16 protein-coding genes are annotated in these 16,904 nt (G+C 56.6%); 7 read left to right on the top strand and 9 right to left on the bottom strand.

The genetic code is table 11. The features are described 5' to 3' along the window. The 4 genes from RV1423_RS25455 to RV1423_RS30160 form a co-directional block, all read right to left on the bottom strand. Positions 1-1,160, bottom strand: a 1,160-nt coding sequence (locus tag RV1423_RS25455; protein ID WP_155835289.1) for a hypothetical protein, incomplete at its 3' end; no start/stop codon positions are given. 408 nt (positions 1,161-1,568) lie between these two features. Continuing rightward, the gene (locus RV1423_RS25465) at positions 1,569-1,769 is read right to left on the bottom strand and encodes a hypothetical protein (protein ID WP_034303125.1); all 201 of its coding nucleotides are present in this window, start codon (positions 1,767-1,769) and stop codon (positions 1,569-1,571) included. A 33-nt stretch (positions 1,770-1,802) separates the two neighbouring features. Next, complete coding sequence (locus RV1423_RS25470) at positions 1,803-2,009, bottom strand: hypothetical protein (protein ID WP_034303127.1); 207 nt, start codon at positions 2,007-2,009, stop codon at positions 1,803-1,805. A 131-nt stretch (positions 2,010-2,140) separates the two neighbouring features. Further along, complete coding sequence (locus tag RV1423_RS30160) at positions 2,141-2,302, bottom strand: hypothetical protein (RefSeq protein WP_155835290.1); 162 nt, start codon at positions 2,300-2,302, stop codon at positions 2,141-2,143. A 371-nt stretch (positions 2,303-2,673) separates the two neighbouring features. On the opposite strand from RV1423_RS30160, the gene RV1423_RS25475 reads away from it, so the two are divergent. Next, positions 2,674-3,081, top strand: a complete 408-nt coding sequence (locus RV1423_RS25475; RefSeq protein ID WP_051516955.1) for a hypothetical protein — start codon at positions 2,674-2,676, stop codon at positions 3,079-3,081. 244 nt (positions 3,082-3,325) lie between these two features. Here the strand turns inward: RV1423_RS25475 and RV1423_RS25480 are convergent, their stop codons facing one another. Next, the gene (locus RV1423_RS25480) at positions 3,326-3,754 is read right to left on the bottom strand and encodes a CesT family type III secretion system chaperone (protein WP_034303129.1); all 429 of its coding nucleotides are present in this window, start codon (positions 3,752-3,754) and stop codon (positions 3,326-3,328) included. A 622-nt stretch (positions 3,755-4,376) separates the two neighbouring features. Continuing rightward, the gene (locus RV1423_RS25485) at positions 4,377-5,099 is read right to left on the bottom strand and encodes an SDR family oxidoreductase (protein ID WP_034303131.1); all 723 of its coding nucleotides are present in this window, start codon (positions 5,097-5,099) and stop codon (positions 4,377-4,379) included. Positions 5,100-5,260: 161 nt separating this feature from the next. On the opposite strand from RV1423_RS25485, the gene RV1423_RS25490 reads away from it, so the two are divergent. Continuing rightward, positions 5,261-6,646, top strand: a complete 1,386-nt coding sequence (locus tag RV1423_RS25490; protein WP_034303133.1) for an aminotransferase — start codon at positions 5,261-5,263, stop codon at positions 6,644-6,646. A 151-nt stretch (positions 6,647-6,797) separates the two neighbouring features. On the opposite strand, the gene RV1423_RS25495 is transcribed toward RV1423_RS25490, so the two are convergent. Beyond that, complete coding sequence (locus RV1423_RS25495) at positions 6,798-7,634, bottom strand: IclR family transcriptional regulator (RefSeq protein ID WP_231502508.1); 837 nt, start codon at positions 7,632-7,634, stop codon at positions 6,798-6,800. A 368-nt stretch (positions 7,635-8,002) separates the two neighbouring features. Then, positions 8,003-8,284, bottom strand: a complete 282-nt coding sequence (locus RV1423_RS30165; RefSeq protein WP_155835291.1) for a hypothetical protein — start codon at positions 8,282-8,284, stop codon at positions 8,003-8,005. Between the two features lie 270 nt (positions 8,285-8,554). Here RV1423_RS30165 and RV1423_RS25500 point away from each other — a divergent pair, with 270 nt between their 5' ends. The 4 genes from RV1423_RS25500 (at position 8,555) to RV1423_RS28755 (ending at position 15,850) form a co-directional block, all read left to right on the top strand. Then, positions 8,555-8,962: a hypothetical protein gene (locus RV1423_RS25500; RefSeq protein WP_034303137.1), complete on the top strand. Its 408-nt coding sequence runs from the start codon at positions 8,555-8,557 to the stop codon at positions 8,960-8,962. A 544-nt stretch (positions 8,963-9,506) separates the two neighbouring features. Continuing rightward, positions 9,507-10,199 carry a hypothetical protein gene (locus RV1423_RS25505; protein ID WP_081769009.1) on the top strand — a complete coding sequence of 231 codons (693 nt, stop codon included), beginning with the start codon at positions 9,507-9,509 and terminating at the stop codon, positions 10,197-10,199. Positions 10,200-10,766: 567 nt separating this feature from the next. Continuing rightward, on the top strand, positions 10,767-15,425 hold the full coding sequence (locus tag RV1423_RS25510; protein WP_034303139.1) for a hypothetical protein: 4,659 nt from the start codon (positions 10,767-10,769) through the stop codon (positions 15,423-15,425). 5 nt (positions 15,426-15,430) lie between these two features. After that, positions 15,431-15,850, top strand: a complete 420-nt coding sequence (locus tag RV1423_RS28755) for a hypothetical protein (protein WP_051516956.1) — start codon at positions 15,431-15,433, stop codon at positions 15,848-15,850. Between the two features lie 40 nt (positions 15,851-15,890). Here RV1423_RS28755 and RV1423_RS25520 read toward each other — a convergent pair whose 3' ends face one another. Beyond that, positions 15,891-16,487 (bottom strand): HAMP domain-containing protein, encoded by a 597-nt coding sequence (locus RV1423_RS25520; RefSeq protein WP_231502509.1) that lies wholly within the window; start codon positions 16,485-16,487, stop codon positions 15,891-15,893. Here RV1423_RS25520 and RV1423_RS30700 point away from each other — a divergent pair. Continuing rightward, positions 16,440-16,904, top strand: a complete 465-nt coding sequence (locus RV1423_RS30700; protein ID WP_231502510.1) for a hypothetical protein — start codon at positions 16,440-16,442, stop codon at positions 16,902-16,904. The two genes, RV1423_RS25520 and RV1423_RS30700, sit on opposite strands and share 48 nt — an antisense overlap.

Raw genomic sequence — 16,904 nt, forward strand, 5'->3', positions numbered from 1 at the left:
TCCTTGTCGGTGTAATAGCCGCTCTGCGCCATCTGTTGCATCTGCTGCGCCGAAATCAACTGGATGTCGTGATCGTTCTGGAACTGGTTGATGGTCTTGGCCGCGCCCGACTCCGACGGCAAGGTCGAGCCGGTCGCTTGCTGATACGACGGCGGTGCGAACGACGGTATCTGGAAGCCACCCTGCGGGAAGCCGCTTGGGGAATTGAATCCGTACGGCGATGCACCGGTCGCTTGCTGATAAGACGGCGGCGCAATGCTGCCATCGTCGATCGCTTCGCCGAAATCGCCCATGCCCAGTTGGCCGTCGTGCTTGCCGTCGGTGGCCGATTCGAGTTTCTTGAACAGTTCGGCGTTGTTGGCCATGAAGACCTGTGCGGCAGCCTGCACTTCCGGCGGCACCTGGATGGTCTTGCCGTCCTTGTCGGTGTAATAGCCCGTCTCGGCAAGCTGATGCATCTGGCCGATGTTGAGCAAGCCGATGTCGTGGTCCTTCTGGAATTGATTGATGGTCTTGGCGGCGCCGTATTCCGACGGTCGGTTAGGCGAAATATGGCCGTTCATCACGGCACCCATGAATGCGTCGGGAGACAGGCCATAGATCTGCGGCCGGGAACTGGTGGCGGGATCGGAAGGATTCGAGGAAATCTTGCCGGACGATATCGCGCTGTCGTAATCGGCTGTGCTGAGCAGGCCGTCATACTGACCGTTCTTGGCGCTCTCCATTTTCTTGAACAGCGCACCGTTATTGGCCATGAACGCTTGCGCGGCGGCCTGCACTTCCGGCGTCACCTGGATGCTCTTGCCGTTCTTGTCAGTGTAATAACCGGTCTCGGCCATTTGCTGCATTTGCTGCACTGACAGCAGGCCGATGTTGTTGTCCTTCTGGAATTGATTGATGGTCTTGGCGGCGCTGGCGTCGGATGGCAACGCACCCTGCGTGCCCACCCCCATCATGTTGCGCAGGTAATTCTTGATGCCTTCCGGTACGGGCAAATTATTGATCCACGCCGCGACCTGGTCGGGCGGCATATTATTGCCGCCCTGATGGAGGTCGCAAGCCCCAAATTCGTTACCGGGAAAAGGCGGCTTACCGGAGTATCCGGGAAAACCAGCGTCGTAATAGGTGGTGGTATTGGTGATGGTAACTGTAACCGACATGCTTTTCTCCGAAATTTGGGGGTGGGTACTCAAACGTCTTGTCTCGTTATCCGGTAAGGGAAACGGCGTCCCTCGAGGAGATCGATATCCTCGCCGACGACAGCAGGCCTCACGGACTTGTTTTTAAGTGGCGGCGTCCATGCGATAGTTCCACCGGAACCGAAGGTGAAATGCGCATCGAAATATCTGCGCAATGCCGCGCCCATGAACAATGTGTCCATGCCGGGCAACGAGGAGAAAACACGATCGGAAGTCCGTACGCACGGGACGAGCCATTTCCCGGCCGTCGACAATATCGGCAAGCACACGAACAAGGCGCTACGCTCCGGAAAGTACAGAGAGACGGCGGCAAAATGGCGTAGCCGGCCCGATGCAAGCATCATCGGGCCGGCGGGAGTTACAAAAGAATCAGAGCGCGGCTTGGGCGCCATCCTCTGCTTTTTTCAGCATCTTGGCAAAGATGCCGATATTGTCGACTTCGGTCTGTGCCGCGTCGACGCCTTTCATGTCGGCGATCGCCTTCTTGGCGGCATTGCGCGATTCGGCGCTGGTTGCCGACGTGTCGGAGGACTCTCCGGCGAGGGAAGAAGCAGATGCAGAAGCAACCATAAAAACTCCTTTCTTGCGATTTGCCGTCGCGCGCTACTGCTGATCGTTGACGTTTTTCGCCATGGTGTTGAAGATCTTCAGCTTCGCCAACGAAGATGCCTGTTGCGATACCCATAACTGGAATTCTGCAGCTTGCGCAGCACCAGCCTGGGCTGCCAATACTGTCGGGCTTGCGCCTTGGCGCATGGAAGGATTCTCGGCCGCATAGTCCTGGCCGAGTTGACTTTGGAAAGTGGACATCGCACTCCTTCGAAGATCTGGGTGGGATCAGGGAAAGCGCCGGCTTCCCTGATCCCGATTTCAAAAAAATGTCGGGATAGAGCGTACCGGATGGCAGAACCTATCCCGTCGAACAACATTCGAGATGAATGTTATCCGCCTGCCAGATCATTTTTCGAAGTGGTGCGCCCCGATTTTGCGACCTTCAAACCTGTCGCCACCGCATCGACCGCTTCTTGTGCGGCATTCGTTGCTGTCATGTCGCCAATAGCTTGACCTGCACCGAGACCCGCTGCTGCGCCTGTTGCTGCCATGATAACCTCCATGAAAAATTAAAAAATACCGCCCGGATCAAGAAGTGAACAGAACGGTCGCCAGTAAGTGGGAAGGCCAAACCACTTGGTTCCACCGGCCATTCAAAAACCATTCTTGCGTCTCCTCCCCTGTGCAACGATCTCTTACCACGCATTGCTGTCTTCGCGCGGAATTGCCTGATATCCGGCAATGAGTGGCGCCGGACCGGTTGCAGTTCTGTGTTGCGGATCGGTTCAGATATTCGTGCATGGCGCGCACAGCGCAAATGATGTGTTGCATGACTTGCCGAAAGTGGAACTCTTGTGCTCTGCGCCGCAACCCAATGACGCAGTCACGATGTTTGATCAACCCCCTTCTTTAAGGAATCCCCATGAGTACTATCACAGGCTTTTCCAACGCGCCCATTACGGGCAATGTCCCCAGCGTAGCGGACATGAATGCCTACTCCGCCGGCTTGAAAGACCAAAAGACCGATGCACTGCTGAGCAAACTTGCCGATCCGTCGACCGAGCAATGGCAAAAGGATGCGATTAACAAGGAATTGCAAAACCGGGTCAATACGCAAAGCCCCGACGGCGCCAACGCAGCCGGCGGTCAAGGCGGCAGCGGCAGCGAGATGGATGAACTGCTGAAGAAACTTCAAAAGGGCACCATCTCGGACGAAGAGCTGCAAAAACTCGCGCAGATGCTCGGCGTCGATCCGGCCAAACTGGAAGCAATCAAAGGCAAGGATGGCGGAGGCCAAGCTCCGGTCGCCGGGGAAATCCAGGGCGGCTGATCGCTGGCCGGGCGGGAACGCCCGGCTTTTCTCCTGCCCCTGCGCAACACACGTCGGCATCGGCACCGCCCACCTCCATCGCGGCACCACGGCTGCGATATGCCTCCCTCGCCCGACCTGAGATTATCCGGTTTTACACGCACTCCACGAGCCGCATCGCCAGCTTCCTCACGTCCGTCCGGTCGCAATGCATGGCCTGTGGCGATCGATCTCCTTGAAAAACATCAGCGATTTTTCAAGCTTGTCAGTCGCTGCGAGGCTTGCTGGCGGATGCTTCGTCCGCCGCCAGGAAATAGTCCTGATGCCAGCATTGTGCCAAGGCGGAAAAATAATCCAGCGTCGAGCGCAAGGCGGCGTCATCAAGTTCGAGCCGGCAAACCAGCACAACCTGGTGGCTTGCGGCATCGTAGGTAAACGCAGCGCAACGTTCGTCGAATAAATAGGTGTTGATTTCCAGCAGGCGCAGCGGCACGAGATCGCGTCGGCCGGCCGGCATGGCGCCGAAGTCGCAATACAGCAGCAGGCTCTCAGGCGCCAGGACACCGCCGTAACACAAGGTGAATTCCCTGCCATAGAGGGTGATATGCGCCACCTGATAGGCAGTTCCCGGAGCGGGAATATTGAGACTTGCACATAAGCGATCAATCAAAACGCGGTAGCGTTCTATCGACATACTGCCCCTGATATTTTTATGTACGGCACCGGCCGACATTGCCAAAGCGGCAGCGCTGGCGCCGGCAAGGACTGCGGCAAGAAAACCCGGGCGTCCGCCGCCGCAGTTCAGTCACGCGGAATCATTGCCTATTCAATGTCTCCGGTTTGAGGCGCGGGCGGCTTGCTGCCGCCGGTAATGGTGCCGATGGGATCGGACAAGGCGCCGATCGGATTGCTCAAAACAGCGAGCGGGTTGGGAAGCATGGCCATCATTTCTCCTTGGTGAAAATAAGTCGAACAACGCTGCCTGACACAAACCGGAAGCACAGCAAACCTGCTGATCCTGCGTGTTGGCACAGGTGTGTCAATCCGCAGCGCTTGGCGGTTCCAAAACCATCGCAACATAGCGCCTCAAAAAACTGAAAGCAGCGCGGTGCGCACAGAAGATACCGCCCGAATGCGATGTTCCTGCAGAGCTTCCGCCTTCTGCAATTCAATCCACTCAAACAATGGAAAAGGATTCAAAAGTTTCAACATGACACATACGCACCACCGACACCTGAACGCATCTCACGCCATTTATGGTCAGCAATGATGCGATGTAAAAGACTATGCCAAGCGGCATTACATTTTCTAATGCCTCATGAAAATGCCGCCACCGGCACAGCGCCGAAACCGTCAGACAGCAAGAAATCGACGATGCGAGCGGCCGCTGTCGGCGAACTCAGCAAGTGGCCTTGACGTTTGAGTTCGTGAAATTGCTCGCGCAACGGGAACACCTCCTCCTGGGTGGCGCGCAACTCAGCCTGCATGTCGGTATCGATCACCCCGGGCGCGACGCTGCACAGACGCAAACCGGACGAACCGTCGAGTGCAGCAGCACGGGCATGATGATCAAGCGCTGCCTTGGTGGCGCAATAAATGCTCCAGCCGGCATAAGCGTCGCGACCGGTGCCGCTGGAAACATGCAAGATGCGGCGCTCCTGCGCGTCCATGGCGGCCACCGCGGCTGCCAACATCAGCGGCGCCGCGACATTCAGGGCCACGGCCTGCCCCACCGCAATCGGCGCCAGGCTGGCGAGGGCGCCTAAGGGTTGGACCGTACCGGCGTTGTTGATCAACGCAATCGCCATATCGTGCTCGTGTCGGCAAAACTGTTCCAGCGCCGGGCCGTTCAACCAGGCCGCCAGCCGCGCCGTGTCTGCCAAATCGATCTCGTGTTGCGTCAACAGCGCGGGAAATTCCCGCTGTAATATGGGGTTCTGCTGCCGCGACAATCCCAGCACTGCTATGCCGCGCCCCAGCAGTTCGGCGGCAATCGCAGCGCCAAGCCCGCGACTATGGCCGGTCACAATCGCTTTCATATCGAGCTCCTTTTGGTTGCCGTTCTATCCTGGTTTTGACTGGTCGCTTGCGCTTGTGTGAGATGGAACCGCTCCCGCATCGTCGTCACTCACGAAACAAGCGCGGCCGCCTGGCACCGATGGCGCAGCTAGCATTTTCCACCACACTCTCCGGAACTGTCATGAACCATTTCGTCGGCCAAGCACTGGCACAGAAGGATTACAAGGAAATTCACCTTACGCGGCATCTGTTGCCGTTCGAGGATCATAAGTTCCTGAAGAGCGCCGACACTCGCGTGATGGTCAGGGGCAAAGGCCTTTATCTGTGGGACGAACATGGCAACCGTTTTCTCGACGCCTTGTCGGGGCTCTGGTGCACAGCACTCGGCTACGGTCGCCCGGAACTGATCGAAGCTGCTGCACGCCAGATGGAAACGCTGTCCTATTGCAGCCAGTTCTTCAACACCACGCATCCCGCAGTCGCGGAATTGTCGAGCAAGCTGTTCGACATATTGCCGGCTTCCTACGGCCGCATCCTGTACACCAACTCGGGATCGGAAGCTAACGAAATCCTGATCAAGATGGTGCGCCGCTTCTGGCAACTGGCGGGTAAGCCCGACAAGAAAATCCTGATCGCGCGCCACAACGGCTATCACGGCGCCACCATCGGCAGCGCGTCGCTGGGCGGCATGAAGGCGATGCATGAATTCGGCGGCTTGCCGATTGCCGATATCCATCACATTCCCGAGCCGTACTGGTTCGGCTACGAGGGCGCGCTGACGGAACAGGAGTTCGGCTTGCAAGCGGCCCAGGAACTCGAGATCAGAATCCTCGAACTAGGCGCCGACAAGGTCGGGGCTTTTGTAGCGGAACCGTTCCAGGGTGCAGGCGGCATGATTTTCCCGCCGTCCAGCTATTGGCCGGAAATCCAGAGGATTTGCGAAAAATATGATGTACTGATCTGCGCCGACGAAGTCGTCGGCGGCTTCGGTCGCACCGGCCGCTGGTTTGCACATGAATATTTCGGCTTCGAGCCGGACATGCTGGCCATCGCCAAAGGCCTGACGTCGGGTTACATTCCGATGGGCGGCCTGGTGCTGTCGCGCAGGATAGGCGACGCGCTGGCCGATTGCGGCGGCGTGTTCGCCCATGGCCTGACTTACCAGGGCCATCCGGTGGCGGCCGCCGTAGCCTTGGCGTCGCTGCGCCTGCTGGATGAAGGCGGCATCATCGATCAGGTCGAGAGCGATACCGGTCCTTACTTGCAGCGTTGCCTGCGCCAGGCCTTGGGCGATCACGTGCTGGTCGGCGAAATCCAGGGAGTCGGCGCAGTGGCTGCGTTACAGTTGGCCTACATCAAAGAAGAAAAAAAACGTTTTGTCAATGAAGGTACGGTCGGCCAATATTGCATGCGCAAAGCGATGGAGCATGGCATGTTGTTACGTGCGGCGGCGGCGCGCCTGATCGTCGCCCCGGCGTTGGTCGCCACACATGGAGAAATAGACGAACTTGTCGCCAAGCTGCAACTTACTGTGGACGACACTGCGCGTGCATTGAAGATGATGTGAGCGGATAAGATAGAAAACGCAGGCAGAGCCGGCGGTTTTAGCACATCGGCGAACAGGATATCAACGAAGACGACGTCGACGACATCTGCCATACCGTCATTTCCGTCAGTCTCCCAACGACGCTCACCTGACGCATGAGTATGTCGAACCGTTACGGTTCGACATAACCCAATGCCGCTGAAAAACGGATCGACGCGAAACGCAATATCTCGACATATTTACTGAGATTTTCCTTCGGCACCCGGCTGGCCGGGGCCGTCATCGACAATGAAGCGATCACTGCTCCGGTGGCATCGCGCACCGGCGTTGCCACCGCCACCATATCGGTCGTCTTTTCCGAGAACGAGGTACTGTACCCATCTATGAGGATTTTCTTCAGTTCTTTTTTCAGCTCATTGCGCTTGGCGATGGTGTTTGGCGTGAATTGTTCCAGCCTGCCGCTCAGGATCGCTTCCCGGATTTCTTCCGGCGCATGGGCCAGCAGCAATTTACCGGAAGCGTCGACGAACATGGGACGGCGATCGCCCAACTGGCTATGTACGCGCAAAGCGTGCGGTGCATCCCACCAGGCGACGCAAATCGTTTCAGCACCATCGCGAATGCGCACCAGTACACTCTCATTGCATTCACGACCGATCGATTCGAGGATGTCCTTGGCGACATGGATCAGGCTCAATTGCGCCTGTGCCGCAGTGCCAATGATGAGGGCGCGATAGCCGAGACTGTAAGTCGCCATCGGCAACTGGCGTCGCACCAGGCCGCTTTCTTCCAACGTCGTCAGCAGTCGGAATGCGCGCGCCTTGGTATTGCCTGAGCGTTTGGCTAACTCCGTGACCCCTTTCCCGCCTTCTTCCGCTACCAGAAAAAGCAACTCGATTGCTTTGCTCACCGCATCAACGGTATAACTCATAAACGTTCCTTTGCTTGCTGTCATCCAACGACGACGCTTTTTATCGAGACCAGCTCCGCCTATATGCGAAAACGCCACTCTCGCAAGCCTTGTTTTTATTGGCGACAGGCTCGCTCCTTATCAGGGACGTAATTTTCGCAGAAGGCACTCCATCTGTCAGCTCCGGCCTGCTCCAAACCGGCACTGCACAAGGCTGTCGGCGTTGACTTGGTCAGCAAGAAAGCCCTCCTCCTTTCCCGAATATCCCACGCCTTCAACAATCAAAAAAATCTGGCGGCGCCGCTGGACAATGAATCAGGAGCATCACGCACCCGTCATTGCTGACACCGACCTGACCGCGCGTTTCCGTCAGGAACGAACCTGTTGGATCCATTACCAACGAGCGCTCTATCGACGCTTTCGTCAGGCGGTGGTTTTTATTGCTTGTGCCTGACCAAGCTTATTGCTTAAAATACATTGGATATCGTTAAATGATACTTTGTTTTACCAAAGGAAACAATATCAGAACTCGTGTCATCAATAGGCGTGAGTGCGAGCGTGTCCTGTTTGGGATGAAATGCAAGGCGCATCTGCGCTTGCAAGCGCAGACCGTTATGCAGGTGCGCGGCACGCTGTGCGCCCCCCCCCCCTCCTGCCCCTCCCAGGATTATCTTGACCGATCCTTGCCACGCCGAAACCTCATTGGTATTCCATCCGGCCTGCGATGGAATACCGAGGGAATTCCTCATCAGCTTCGGTGCTTTGGATAGCCTTGGCAGGCGTCCAGGCCAATAGCTTGCCGGCGCAGATACCGGCAGCACCTCATATAGTCTGGACGACCTCCGCCACGCAATTGAAACTGCCCGCGATTTCCCTGATTTCCTGGCAATAAATCTGCTGCGGATTTTCTCGCTGCCGGTTGCCGACGCCGCCATTTAGAGACATGTGCCGAAATATGCCCCACGCATTAAAGATGAGGCCCGGTAGAACTCTATGCGGCCAGGATGCACTCATGACGCATGACAGTCACCGGCAAAAATATGCACCATCTCGGTTTTTCATTGGAAGAAGCTTACCTGCACGCCCAACATGCCCGCCCCAACCGACGTGCGCTGATTACTTTGATCCAGGACGACGGCAGTTACTGGTGGGGCGGCAATATCAATAAATTGCGACCGCAATCCAGCGTGTTCCCCTCCCCGGCGGCAGCCGAAGAGTACCGTCAGTTGGTGAAGCGATTCCGTCATGGCCAGGCCGCCAAGGCGCACATGCTGCTGGTGCATGGCGACGGCGCATTCGGTGCGATCATGCTGGGCATGGAATCGAAAGAGGAAGCGCTGGCATGGCTGCACGACACTGTGCGGGCGCTACGGCAGCCAATGGTTGAAATGATCGAGGCAAGCAATGCGCTGGAAGTGGTGAATTGACGGCGGGATGTTCATTGAACACGTCTGGCCGCACGGCATTTTTCGGAATATTTCATTGACGCTCAGGATCATGTCGACCAACCCATCATCAGCGCTTCATTGCTTTTCCGTGCGCATCGATACAGGTCTCAGGCGCATAGAATATCTTGCCTTGGCGCGGCATAGCGCCGACGCAGTTTGCGCCGCACTGGAACGGTTCGGCATCTGTAGCGTCAGTGTCAGCGTCGCGCCGCGGCCCCGCCGTTAAATCGCTCCGCGTTTCCGATTCTCGTTACCTGCTCATGCCGGCCTGAACGGCGACGCCTGCTTTTCCATTTATCCCCTCTTTTCAGCAGGAAGGAACTGCGGCCACACACCGGACATTCATGGATAAATGAATATTCCGCCGGCAGCGTCCTGCAAACAGCACGCATGCCGGCCCAGTTGGATCGGCTTATTGCTGTTCTGCCCGCATCACCTTCTTGCCTTCCACAGCATCAAGCCGGTCTTTTTCCAGAATCGTTCATTGGACGCGTTCTTAACTTGATGAAAAAAAGAGAAGACCATGGAAGATCAATTTTTGCGCCCACCCGAATCGAGTTTCCCGCTATGGGGGCTGGTGCACACCCCCTCACGCGATGATGCCGACACAGGCATGCAAGACCAGACTTTTTATATCAACATCCGCAACCAGGGCGGCGTCCTGACGTTCGCCTCGGCCCTGGATGCCGAAATCTATTGCCAGCGCCTGTATGCCGCCGGCATGCAAGGTTGGACCCGGCAGCGCCTGGAAAGGATCGATCTCGCCAGAATCATGGCGACGATTCCCGCAGAAGAGCGCAAGCTCATGCTGGCGCTCGGTTTCTTCGCGTCGGACACCAACGACTTGCTGCTCGATAGCGACCAGACGCTGATCACGCCGTTGCTGCCGGTGCCATTCGACATGCACCACACTTTGCACGGCATGTCGCAATTGCGGATCAAGGCCGACGTCCTTGCCTTCATCCATGAATGGTGGGAACGCATCGGCGGCATGAACTATTCGGAGCAGGTGCATTCGCTGGGCAACTGGTCCGATATCGCCTTGGCGAAATGCGCCACCGAAGCCCTGGAAAAAGCTCAGGTCGTCGGCCTCGCGCAATATCGCGACGCCTGGACCAGCATAGGCACGGTGGAGGAATGCGCGGTGTTCGTCCCCGAATCCGGCGCATGGCAATTCACGCCGCTGGACGGTCCGCGCAATCGATTATTGCATTGACTATTCCGATCGACCACCGTACCGGTCCTTCAATCATTCCCTATTTCTTGCGGCCGGCGCGACCAGTTCCGCCGGCCGCTTCTACAATAAAAAGCTTTTTGGTTTATCTATTGACCGGCATCCTGGTCGGTTTTATCTGGAATTCATTTCATAAATAGGCGCCAGATGCGTTCTATGCACTCGCTAAAGTCCGCTCGCCGCTGCCATCACTGTGAGTGACGATCGGTTTTTCCGGATGTTCCTCGGCGAACAATTTCCTGCTTTCGTACAGTGACTCGGCGCAGATGATGCAGTTGTGTTTTGGAGAAGCGCAGCGAACCTCATCGGACGTGCGGCTACGCGGAAGAGAAGGCCACCGGGCACATCGGCTGCGGCCCCGCTTGCCCTCTCTTTGAAGAGGACGGAACCGGATATCGCAGATACTTACTCATGCATCAAGAGCTGTCCCAAACAGCGCTTGTCAAACTTTCTTGCTCTGAGGATTGCATAACGCGTTGCCAACTTTGAAGAGGCGGAGCAAGCCGCTGACGCGGGAGCTTTCTATCTCTATTCTCGGAACACGCCATCATGTTTTCCCTATTCAGAACAAATAACCATCATTCGTCCTCGCATTCGTCAAGCCATCGCGCCCACGCAAGCAAAGCGAATCCGCCAACCGTCAAGATCGGCGTTCCATCCCATATCGCCCGATATGGCAGGATCGCAAAAGAAGACAATTCACTGCAAGAAAATCTCTATACACGCTTTGTCAACCTGACTATCGCCGCCCAAAGCAAGCTACCGAAACGCATCACCGCAGCAGAAAAAACTGCCGACGGCATCGGCAAGGAAAAACGGGCTTGCGAAAAACGCCTTACCAACAATGAAAAAAACGCCGCCGAATATCCCGGACTTTCCGACGCGCAAAAGCAGGCGGTTGCTGAAAAGCTGGACTTGGTGGAAAAAGACGATGCGCAGCGCGAATCAATCGGCTATACCCGACTGAAACAAGAAATCGACGGGTACAAGGATGAGCGCGATGACATCAAGAAGGAAAAACGTCAGGCCGAGCACGATTTGCGCAAATTGAAGCGGAATAAAAAAATCTCCCAGAAAGAATATGACAAGAGTGAAAAAAAGCTGAATGCGAAGATCAACAAGCTCCAGTCAGATTTGGATACCATCGACGAAGAGTTGAAACAACTTGACACACGCAAGACTGAGTTGAAAAAGCAACTGGAACCCATGCTTGCAGAAATCGATGCCATCAACAAGAAGTTGGATCAATTGGAGGTATCGTCAGTCGACGAGAAAGCGCTGACCGAACTCTTCAAGGCAATAAGGGCGGATAAGAAAGAACTCGATTCGCTCTCAGGCACGCTTGCCGCTCTTGAAGAGGCGCCGATAGGAATCGGCGAGGACGATGCCCTGCGACCTCCCGTCGCGCCTGATGGCCTTGAAAGCAAGGACAAACTTGTCGCCCTGCTCGCTGGCATCCAGGCTGACCTGACAGTGCTGGATGAAGAAATGAAAGCAGGTCTCGACGCCATCGATAACGCCAGGCGAGCCTCCAGGACAACCGTTGAGAAAAGCGGCGCGCCGCCGACGGACAAGCAACGCACAGCGGTAAAAACCTCTTCCAGAAAAGAGGCGCAAAAAGCTCCCGTGGCAGGATGGGTCAGGACGCCCAAATCCAGGAACGCTGCGGGGACGAAGATCGGTTTGCAACAAGCTGCGAGAACGGACAAAAAATCTGCTCCAGTGACGACGGCAACCACGTCGACGGCGAGCGTTTCCGATCATGTGGCCCCTGTCACACCCGGCATGGTTGCACATGGCGACGATGCTGTCGCTGCCACGATAGCGGTAACCTCGACTGTAACGACAGCGGCAACCACCTCCGCGCTCCGTGAATCGACCGCCGCCAAGCCCAACACTGCCCTCGAAGAAACCTCGACCGAACTACCCGTACCTGCAACGCCGGCAAAAAATACAACGGCATCGGCCAGTACATTGAAAAGCAGCTCTGCCAAGGCCACCATGGCGGCGACATCCACACCGATGACCGCTGCCAGGACGACTGTGGCTGCCGACAGGCAGTTTGCCGTCTCCTCGAACAATGCCTCATCGGCCTCAACCGTCACGCCGGCATCGCAAAGCGCCACGGCGACGCCCGCCGCTATCAAGAAGAAAGCGCCTGTGCAGTCGGCGATCGTGACAAAAACGGACAGTGCCACAGCAGGCGTTCCAGCGGCAACAACATCGGAGACTGCAAAACCTGCCGTGGCTCCGTTCACTCCGAACGCATCGTCGGCGACCAACACCAGCGCTGCCGCGCCCCTTGCTGCCGCCACAAAAAAAAGCGCAGTAGTGGAACGGCCGACGACAGTACCTGTCGCACCAGAAAAACCAGTGGCGGAGGATGCAACGGCGGTCAGGGACACATCGGCGCACGCTGCCGCGACGGTGGACTTGAAAAGCGAGCCTGCCGACAAGGCCAGCATCTTGACCTCCTCCGGAACCACTTACCAATCTCGCAAAAAAGCTACCGTAACCGAACCCGTCATCGCGGAAACCGGAAAGACAACTGTCACCTCTCCAGTTTCAACGCCAGCCCCGGACAACAAGAAATCTGTGCCGACAACTGCCATGCCGGTAACAGCCGAACCTGACGAAACACGATCGCACAGCTCTACCTATAGCCTCAAATTCAAGGACGGCGTTCCTGTTGAAGATTCCGCACCGAAGAAGCAAGCCACCCAGGCCACGATGCAAACACAGAGTCCGACTCCGATCCCGGCAATGGCGTCGGACAGCAAAAAAACCGCGCCCGCGACACCGACGCCAACGCCAACGGCAAGGACCGAAAAAATCGAACCAACGCCTGCAGCCGCACCGGTGACCATCGAACCAGAGGCAACATCATCGCGCCGCTCCACTTATAGCCTCAAATTCAAGGACGGCGTTCCCGTGGAAAACCCCACGGAGATACCGGTGCCGCTTGCGACAATGGCGTCGGACAGAAAAAAACCCGCGCCCGCGACACCGACGTCAACGACAAGGACCGAAAAAATCGAACCAACGCCTGCAGCCGCACCGGTGACCATCGAACCTGACGCAACATCATCGCGCCGCTCCACTTATAGCCTCAAATTCAAGGACGGCGTTCTCGTGGAAAACCCCACGGAGATACCGGTGCCGCTTGCGACAATGGCGTCGGACAGAAAAAAACCCGCGCCCGCGACACCGACGCCAACGGCAAGGACCGAAAAAATCGAACCAACGCCTGCAGCCGCGCCGGCGACCGTCGAACCTGACGCAACATCATCGCGCCGCTCCACTTATAGCCTCAAATTCAAGGACGGCGTTCCCGTGGAAAACCCCACGGAGATACCGGTGCCGCTTGCGACAATGGCGTCGGACAGCAAAAAACCCGCGCCCGCGACACCGACGTCAACGGCAAGGGCGAAAAAAATCGAACCTGATGCGACGCCTCCGAATCTTTTCCAGTACGGCATAGCATTCGAACCCGGCGCAAATGTCGACGATTTAACGCAAAAACCGCAGGAAACCACCCCTGCGGAACCGTATTCCTCATCCTATAGTTTTGTTCCCGAACGCGGGACAATGAAAGAAGATCCGCACGCGGCACAGAAATCGCGAGGTGCGCAAGCATGGAAGATATTCAAACGCTCTTTTTCTTCGCTGACGCCTGAGATGCGGCAGGCAATTCTCGGCAAGACGCATACTTATATAAAACTCGTCGACTTCGATGCGCCTCAGACGAAGAAAATGAAGAGATATCTGCTCGTCAGCGACACCCTGGAAGAAGACCTGGTCATCAATAATCCTCCCAATCCATCCATTACGATACCGAAAACCAACGACCACTATCTTTTCATTGAGGTCTCGCGTCCGCATGCAACACGGTCGGAAGAGAAAAAAGCCGATGGAAAGAAAGAGAGGGAGAGAGACAAGGAACAAGAAAAATCTTCACGCAAGAAATCCTCGCAGAGCACGCCTACATCCAAAACGGGCGGCCCACGAAGCCGCAGAGCAGAGCCCTATATAGAAGAGCCACCGGACGAGGATGACTATCATCCCGCTGCCGGCAGCCGCAGGCAAAGGACGGGCAGTTCGCAACAGCCGCCTCCCTTCGAGGATGAATGGTATGCCCCGCCGCCCTTCCGGGACGAGACCGGCTATGCCGACGCTGAAGACTTTGAAGAGATCCATGTTCCGGATTTTGACTATGAATACCCTCAATACCCGTCCACGGCTGATACTGCGCATCTGCATCCGGATCATCGCAATCCGTATGAAAATCCGATGCATCCGCTCTATTGGCAGGCGCGCCAGGCGCAGACCGGCCCGGCAGAGCCGGCTTTTGACACAGATAATTACGAGCCTATGGGTGGTTTCGGCAATTACCAATCGACAGGCTACTTCGGCGGCGAGATACCAATGGACGGCATCCCGCGTCCCGGCACTTGGCCACATGCTGCCGGCGGCCCGGCTTATTTTAATTCAAGTCAGCCTTTCGACAATATGCCCCCTCCGCAACCAGACACCTTCCAGCGGGCGCAGACCTGGCCTGATCCCAACGACGACGCCCGGTTCAATGGCGTTCCTCCTTTCAGCACGATGCCGCCTGGTCCCGATCCGTTCCAGCAACCGTCGCAAGCGCCAATCTGGCCACAAGCAAATGCCGAAGAAGTTGTCATCAAAATCAAGGCGGAGCCCGTCCGTTTTACAGCCCCGCAGAAACCGAAAATCTATCTGAAAGGCGAGCAGTGGGAGCGTTGGCGCGTGGGAGAAGAACCCAAGCCGACCTTGGAAAAAGCCGACGCCACGGTTAAAGAACTTCAAACTCCCGGTGGGCTTGATGAAGGTGCTGTCAACACCTTGTACAAGGAATTACAGGCCTACACCAATACCGTGTTCAATGACCTCGACGATTTCCCGGATTTCAAAGAGGCCATGGAGGCTTATTCAACCAAGAAACTGGAAAAGGATGAAAAGGACGAACCAAAGAAATATGCCGGCTTGTCCGACAGCCAGAAGAAAGAAGTACGCGAACAATTCAAGGACGATCTTCGCAAGACAAATCTCAGCGAGCTATTTGGCGATTTCCTCAATGAAAAATACAAGGAAATTTTCGCCACAGTATTAATCGACGATCAGAGCAAGCTGTATGTCGGCCGCTTGAAGGTCAAGCTTGGACAACTCTCGTTCAATAAGAACTAAAAGCCATGAACTATCCTGCCCCTCTCAAGGCGAGCAATGCCGGGGCGATCCGCCTGTCGGCAATCGCGGCCGATCCTGTCGGCGCCCGTGCCTTGCATACCTTGCAGGTACGAGCCGGCAACCGCTTGCAAAAAATCATCGAAAAAGTCGCCGCGATACTGATCGAGCAGGCCATGGCGACCCATGAGCCGCAAGCGCGATGGCCGGCTGGCATGCGCCATTTCACCTCAGCCGGACGACGACGCGAGCGCACCGCGAAAGAATGCCGCGCACTGGCCGAAGACCTGGTCATGGCGGCGCTGAAGAATCTGGACAATCCCGATTGGGACCCGACACTTCCCGATAGTCGCCAACCTGGCAGTCAAAACCAGTTGCTGATGCTGCTGCAATCGGTGGCAAATCAGGCTGTAGCAGCAACGGATTGACTAGAATTGAAAATCAACGGCGCAAGCAAGGTAAAAAGCCTCAGGAAATCGCCAGCGATCTGCCGTCATCCTGCTCCGCCGCTCTCAACTGGAACACGCTGACCAGCGTGGCGTTCTTTTGCGTTACATCGTCGATCACGCCGATGATGCTGGCGATCTGCCTGGACGAATCGTTGATCACGCCCATGGTATCGACCACGCGGGCCACCATCTGGCCGCCTTTGGATGCGGCTGCGGTGGCCAATGCAGCGCCGTCGTTGGCGCGCCCGGCGTTTTCCGCACTGTGTTTGATGGCGGCGGCGATCTGCTCGGTGGCCGCGGAGGTTTCTTCAAGCGAAGAGGCCTGTTGCTCGGTGCGCACCGATAAATCCATGTTGCCGGTGGCAATCTCGGCCGACGCCGTGGCGATGTGATGAATGCTCCCGCGAATGTTGGCGATCAGTTCATGCAAGCTCAGGTTCATCGAGCGCAGCGCCGCCAGCAATTGCCCGACTTCGTCTTTCGAACTGACTTCGATGTCGGCGCTCAAGTCACCTTTGGCCACCAGCACCGCCGCCGCCAACGGCCGCACGATCGACCTGGTGAGGAAATGCGCGATCAGGATCGCCAGGAAAATCGCCAGCCCTTCCAATATCAACAGCAGCCGACGGCTTTGATCAACCGTTTTTTCAATCTCCGCATTGATGGCGTCGATCTGCCGACGCTGCGTGTTGAGCAAATCCTGCATCAGGCGCTGGAGGCGATCGCGGTGGTGCGCATGATGCCGGAATCGATCGCCCGATACCAATCGCTGCTGAGGTGCTCTTTCATCAACGGCTTTTGCATCATGGCGGCGGATGCCGCGCTGACCCTTTGCAAATTCCATATGGCGACGGCCGTGGTCATGCACGACAGCACCAGAATGATTCCCAGCCCCAGGCGCAACCGGCCGCCGATCTTCAAATTTGAAACATCCCGCTTCCCCGTGAAGTCCGAAAACCGCGGCCTTGCACGCCCGGGTTTTATTTTAAATATCGCCTATCATAATAGTGCATCGCACAACGATACGACATGA

This window comes from Herbaspirillum sp. RV1423 (assembly GCF_000577615.1).
In the GTDB taxonomy this organism is placed as follows: Bacteria; Pseudomonadota; Gammaproteobacteria; order Burkholderiales; family Burkholderiaceae_D; genus Herbaspirillum.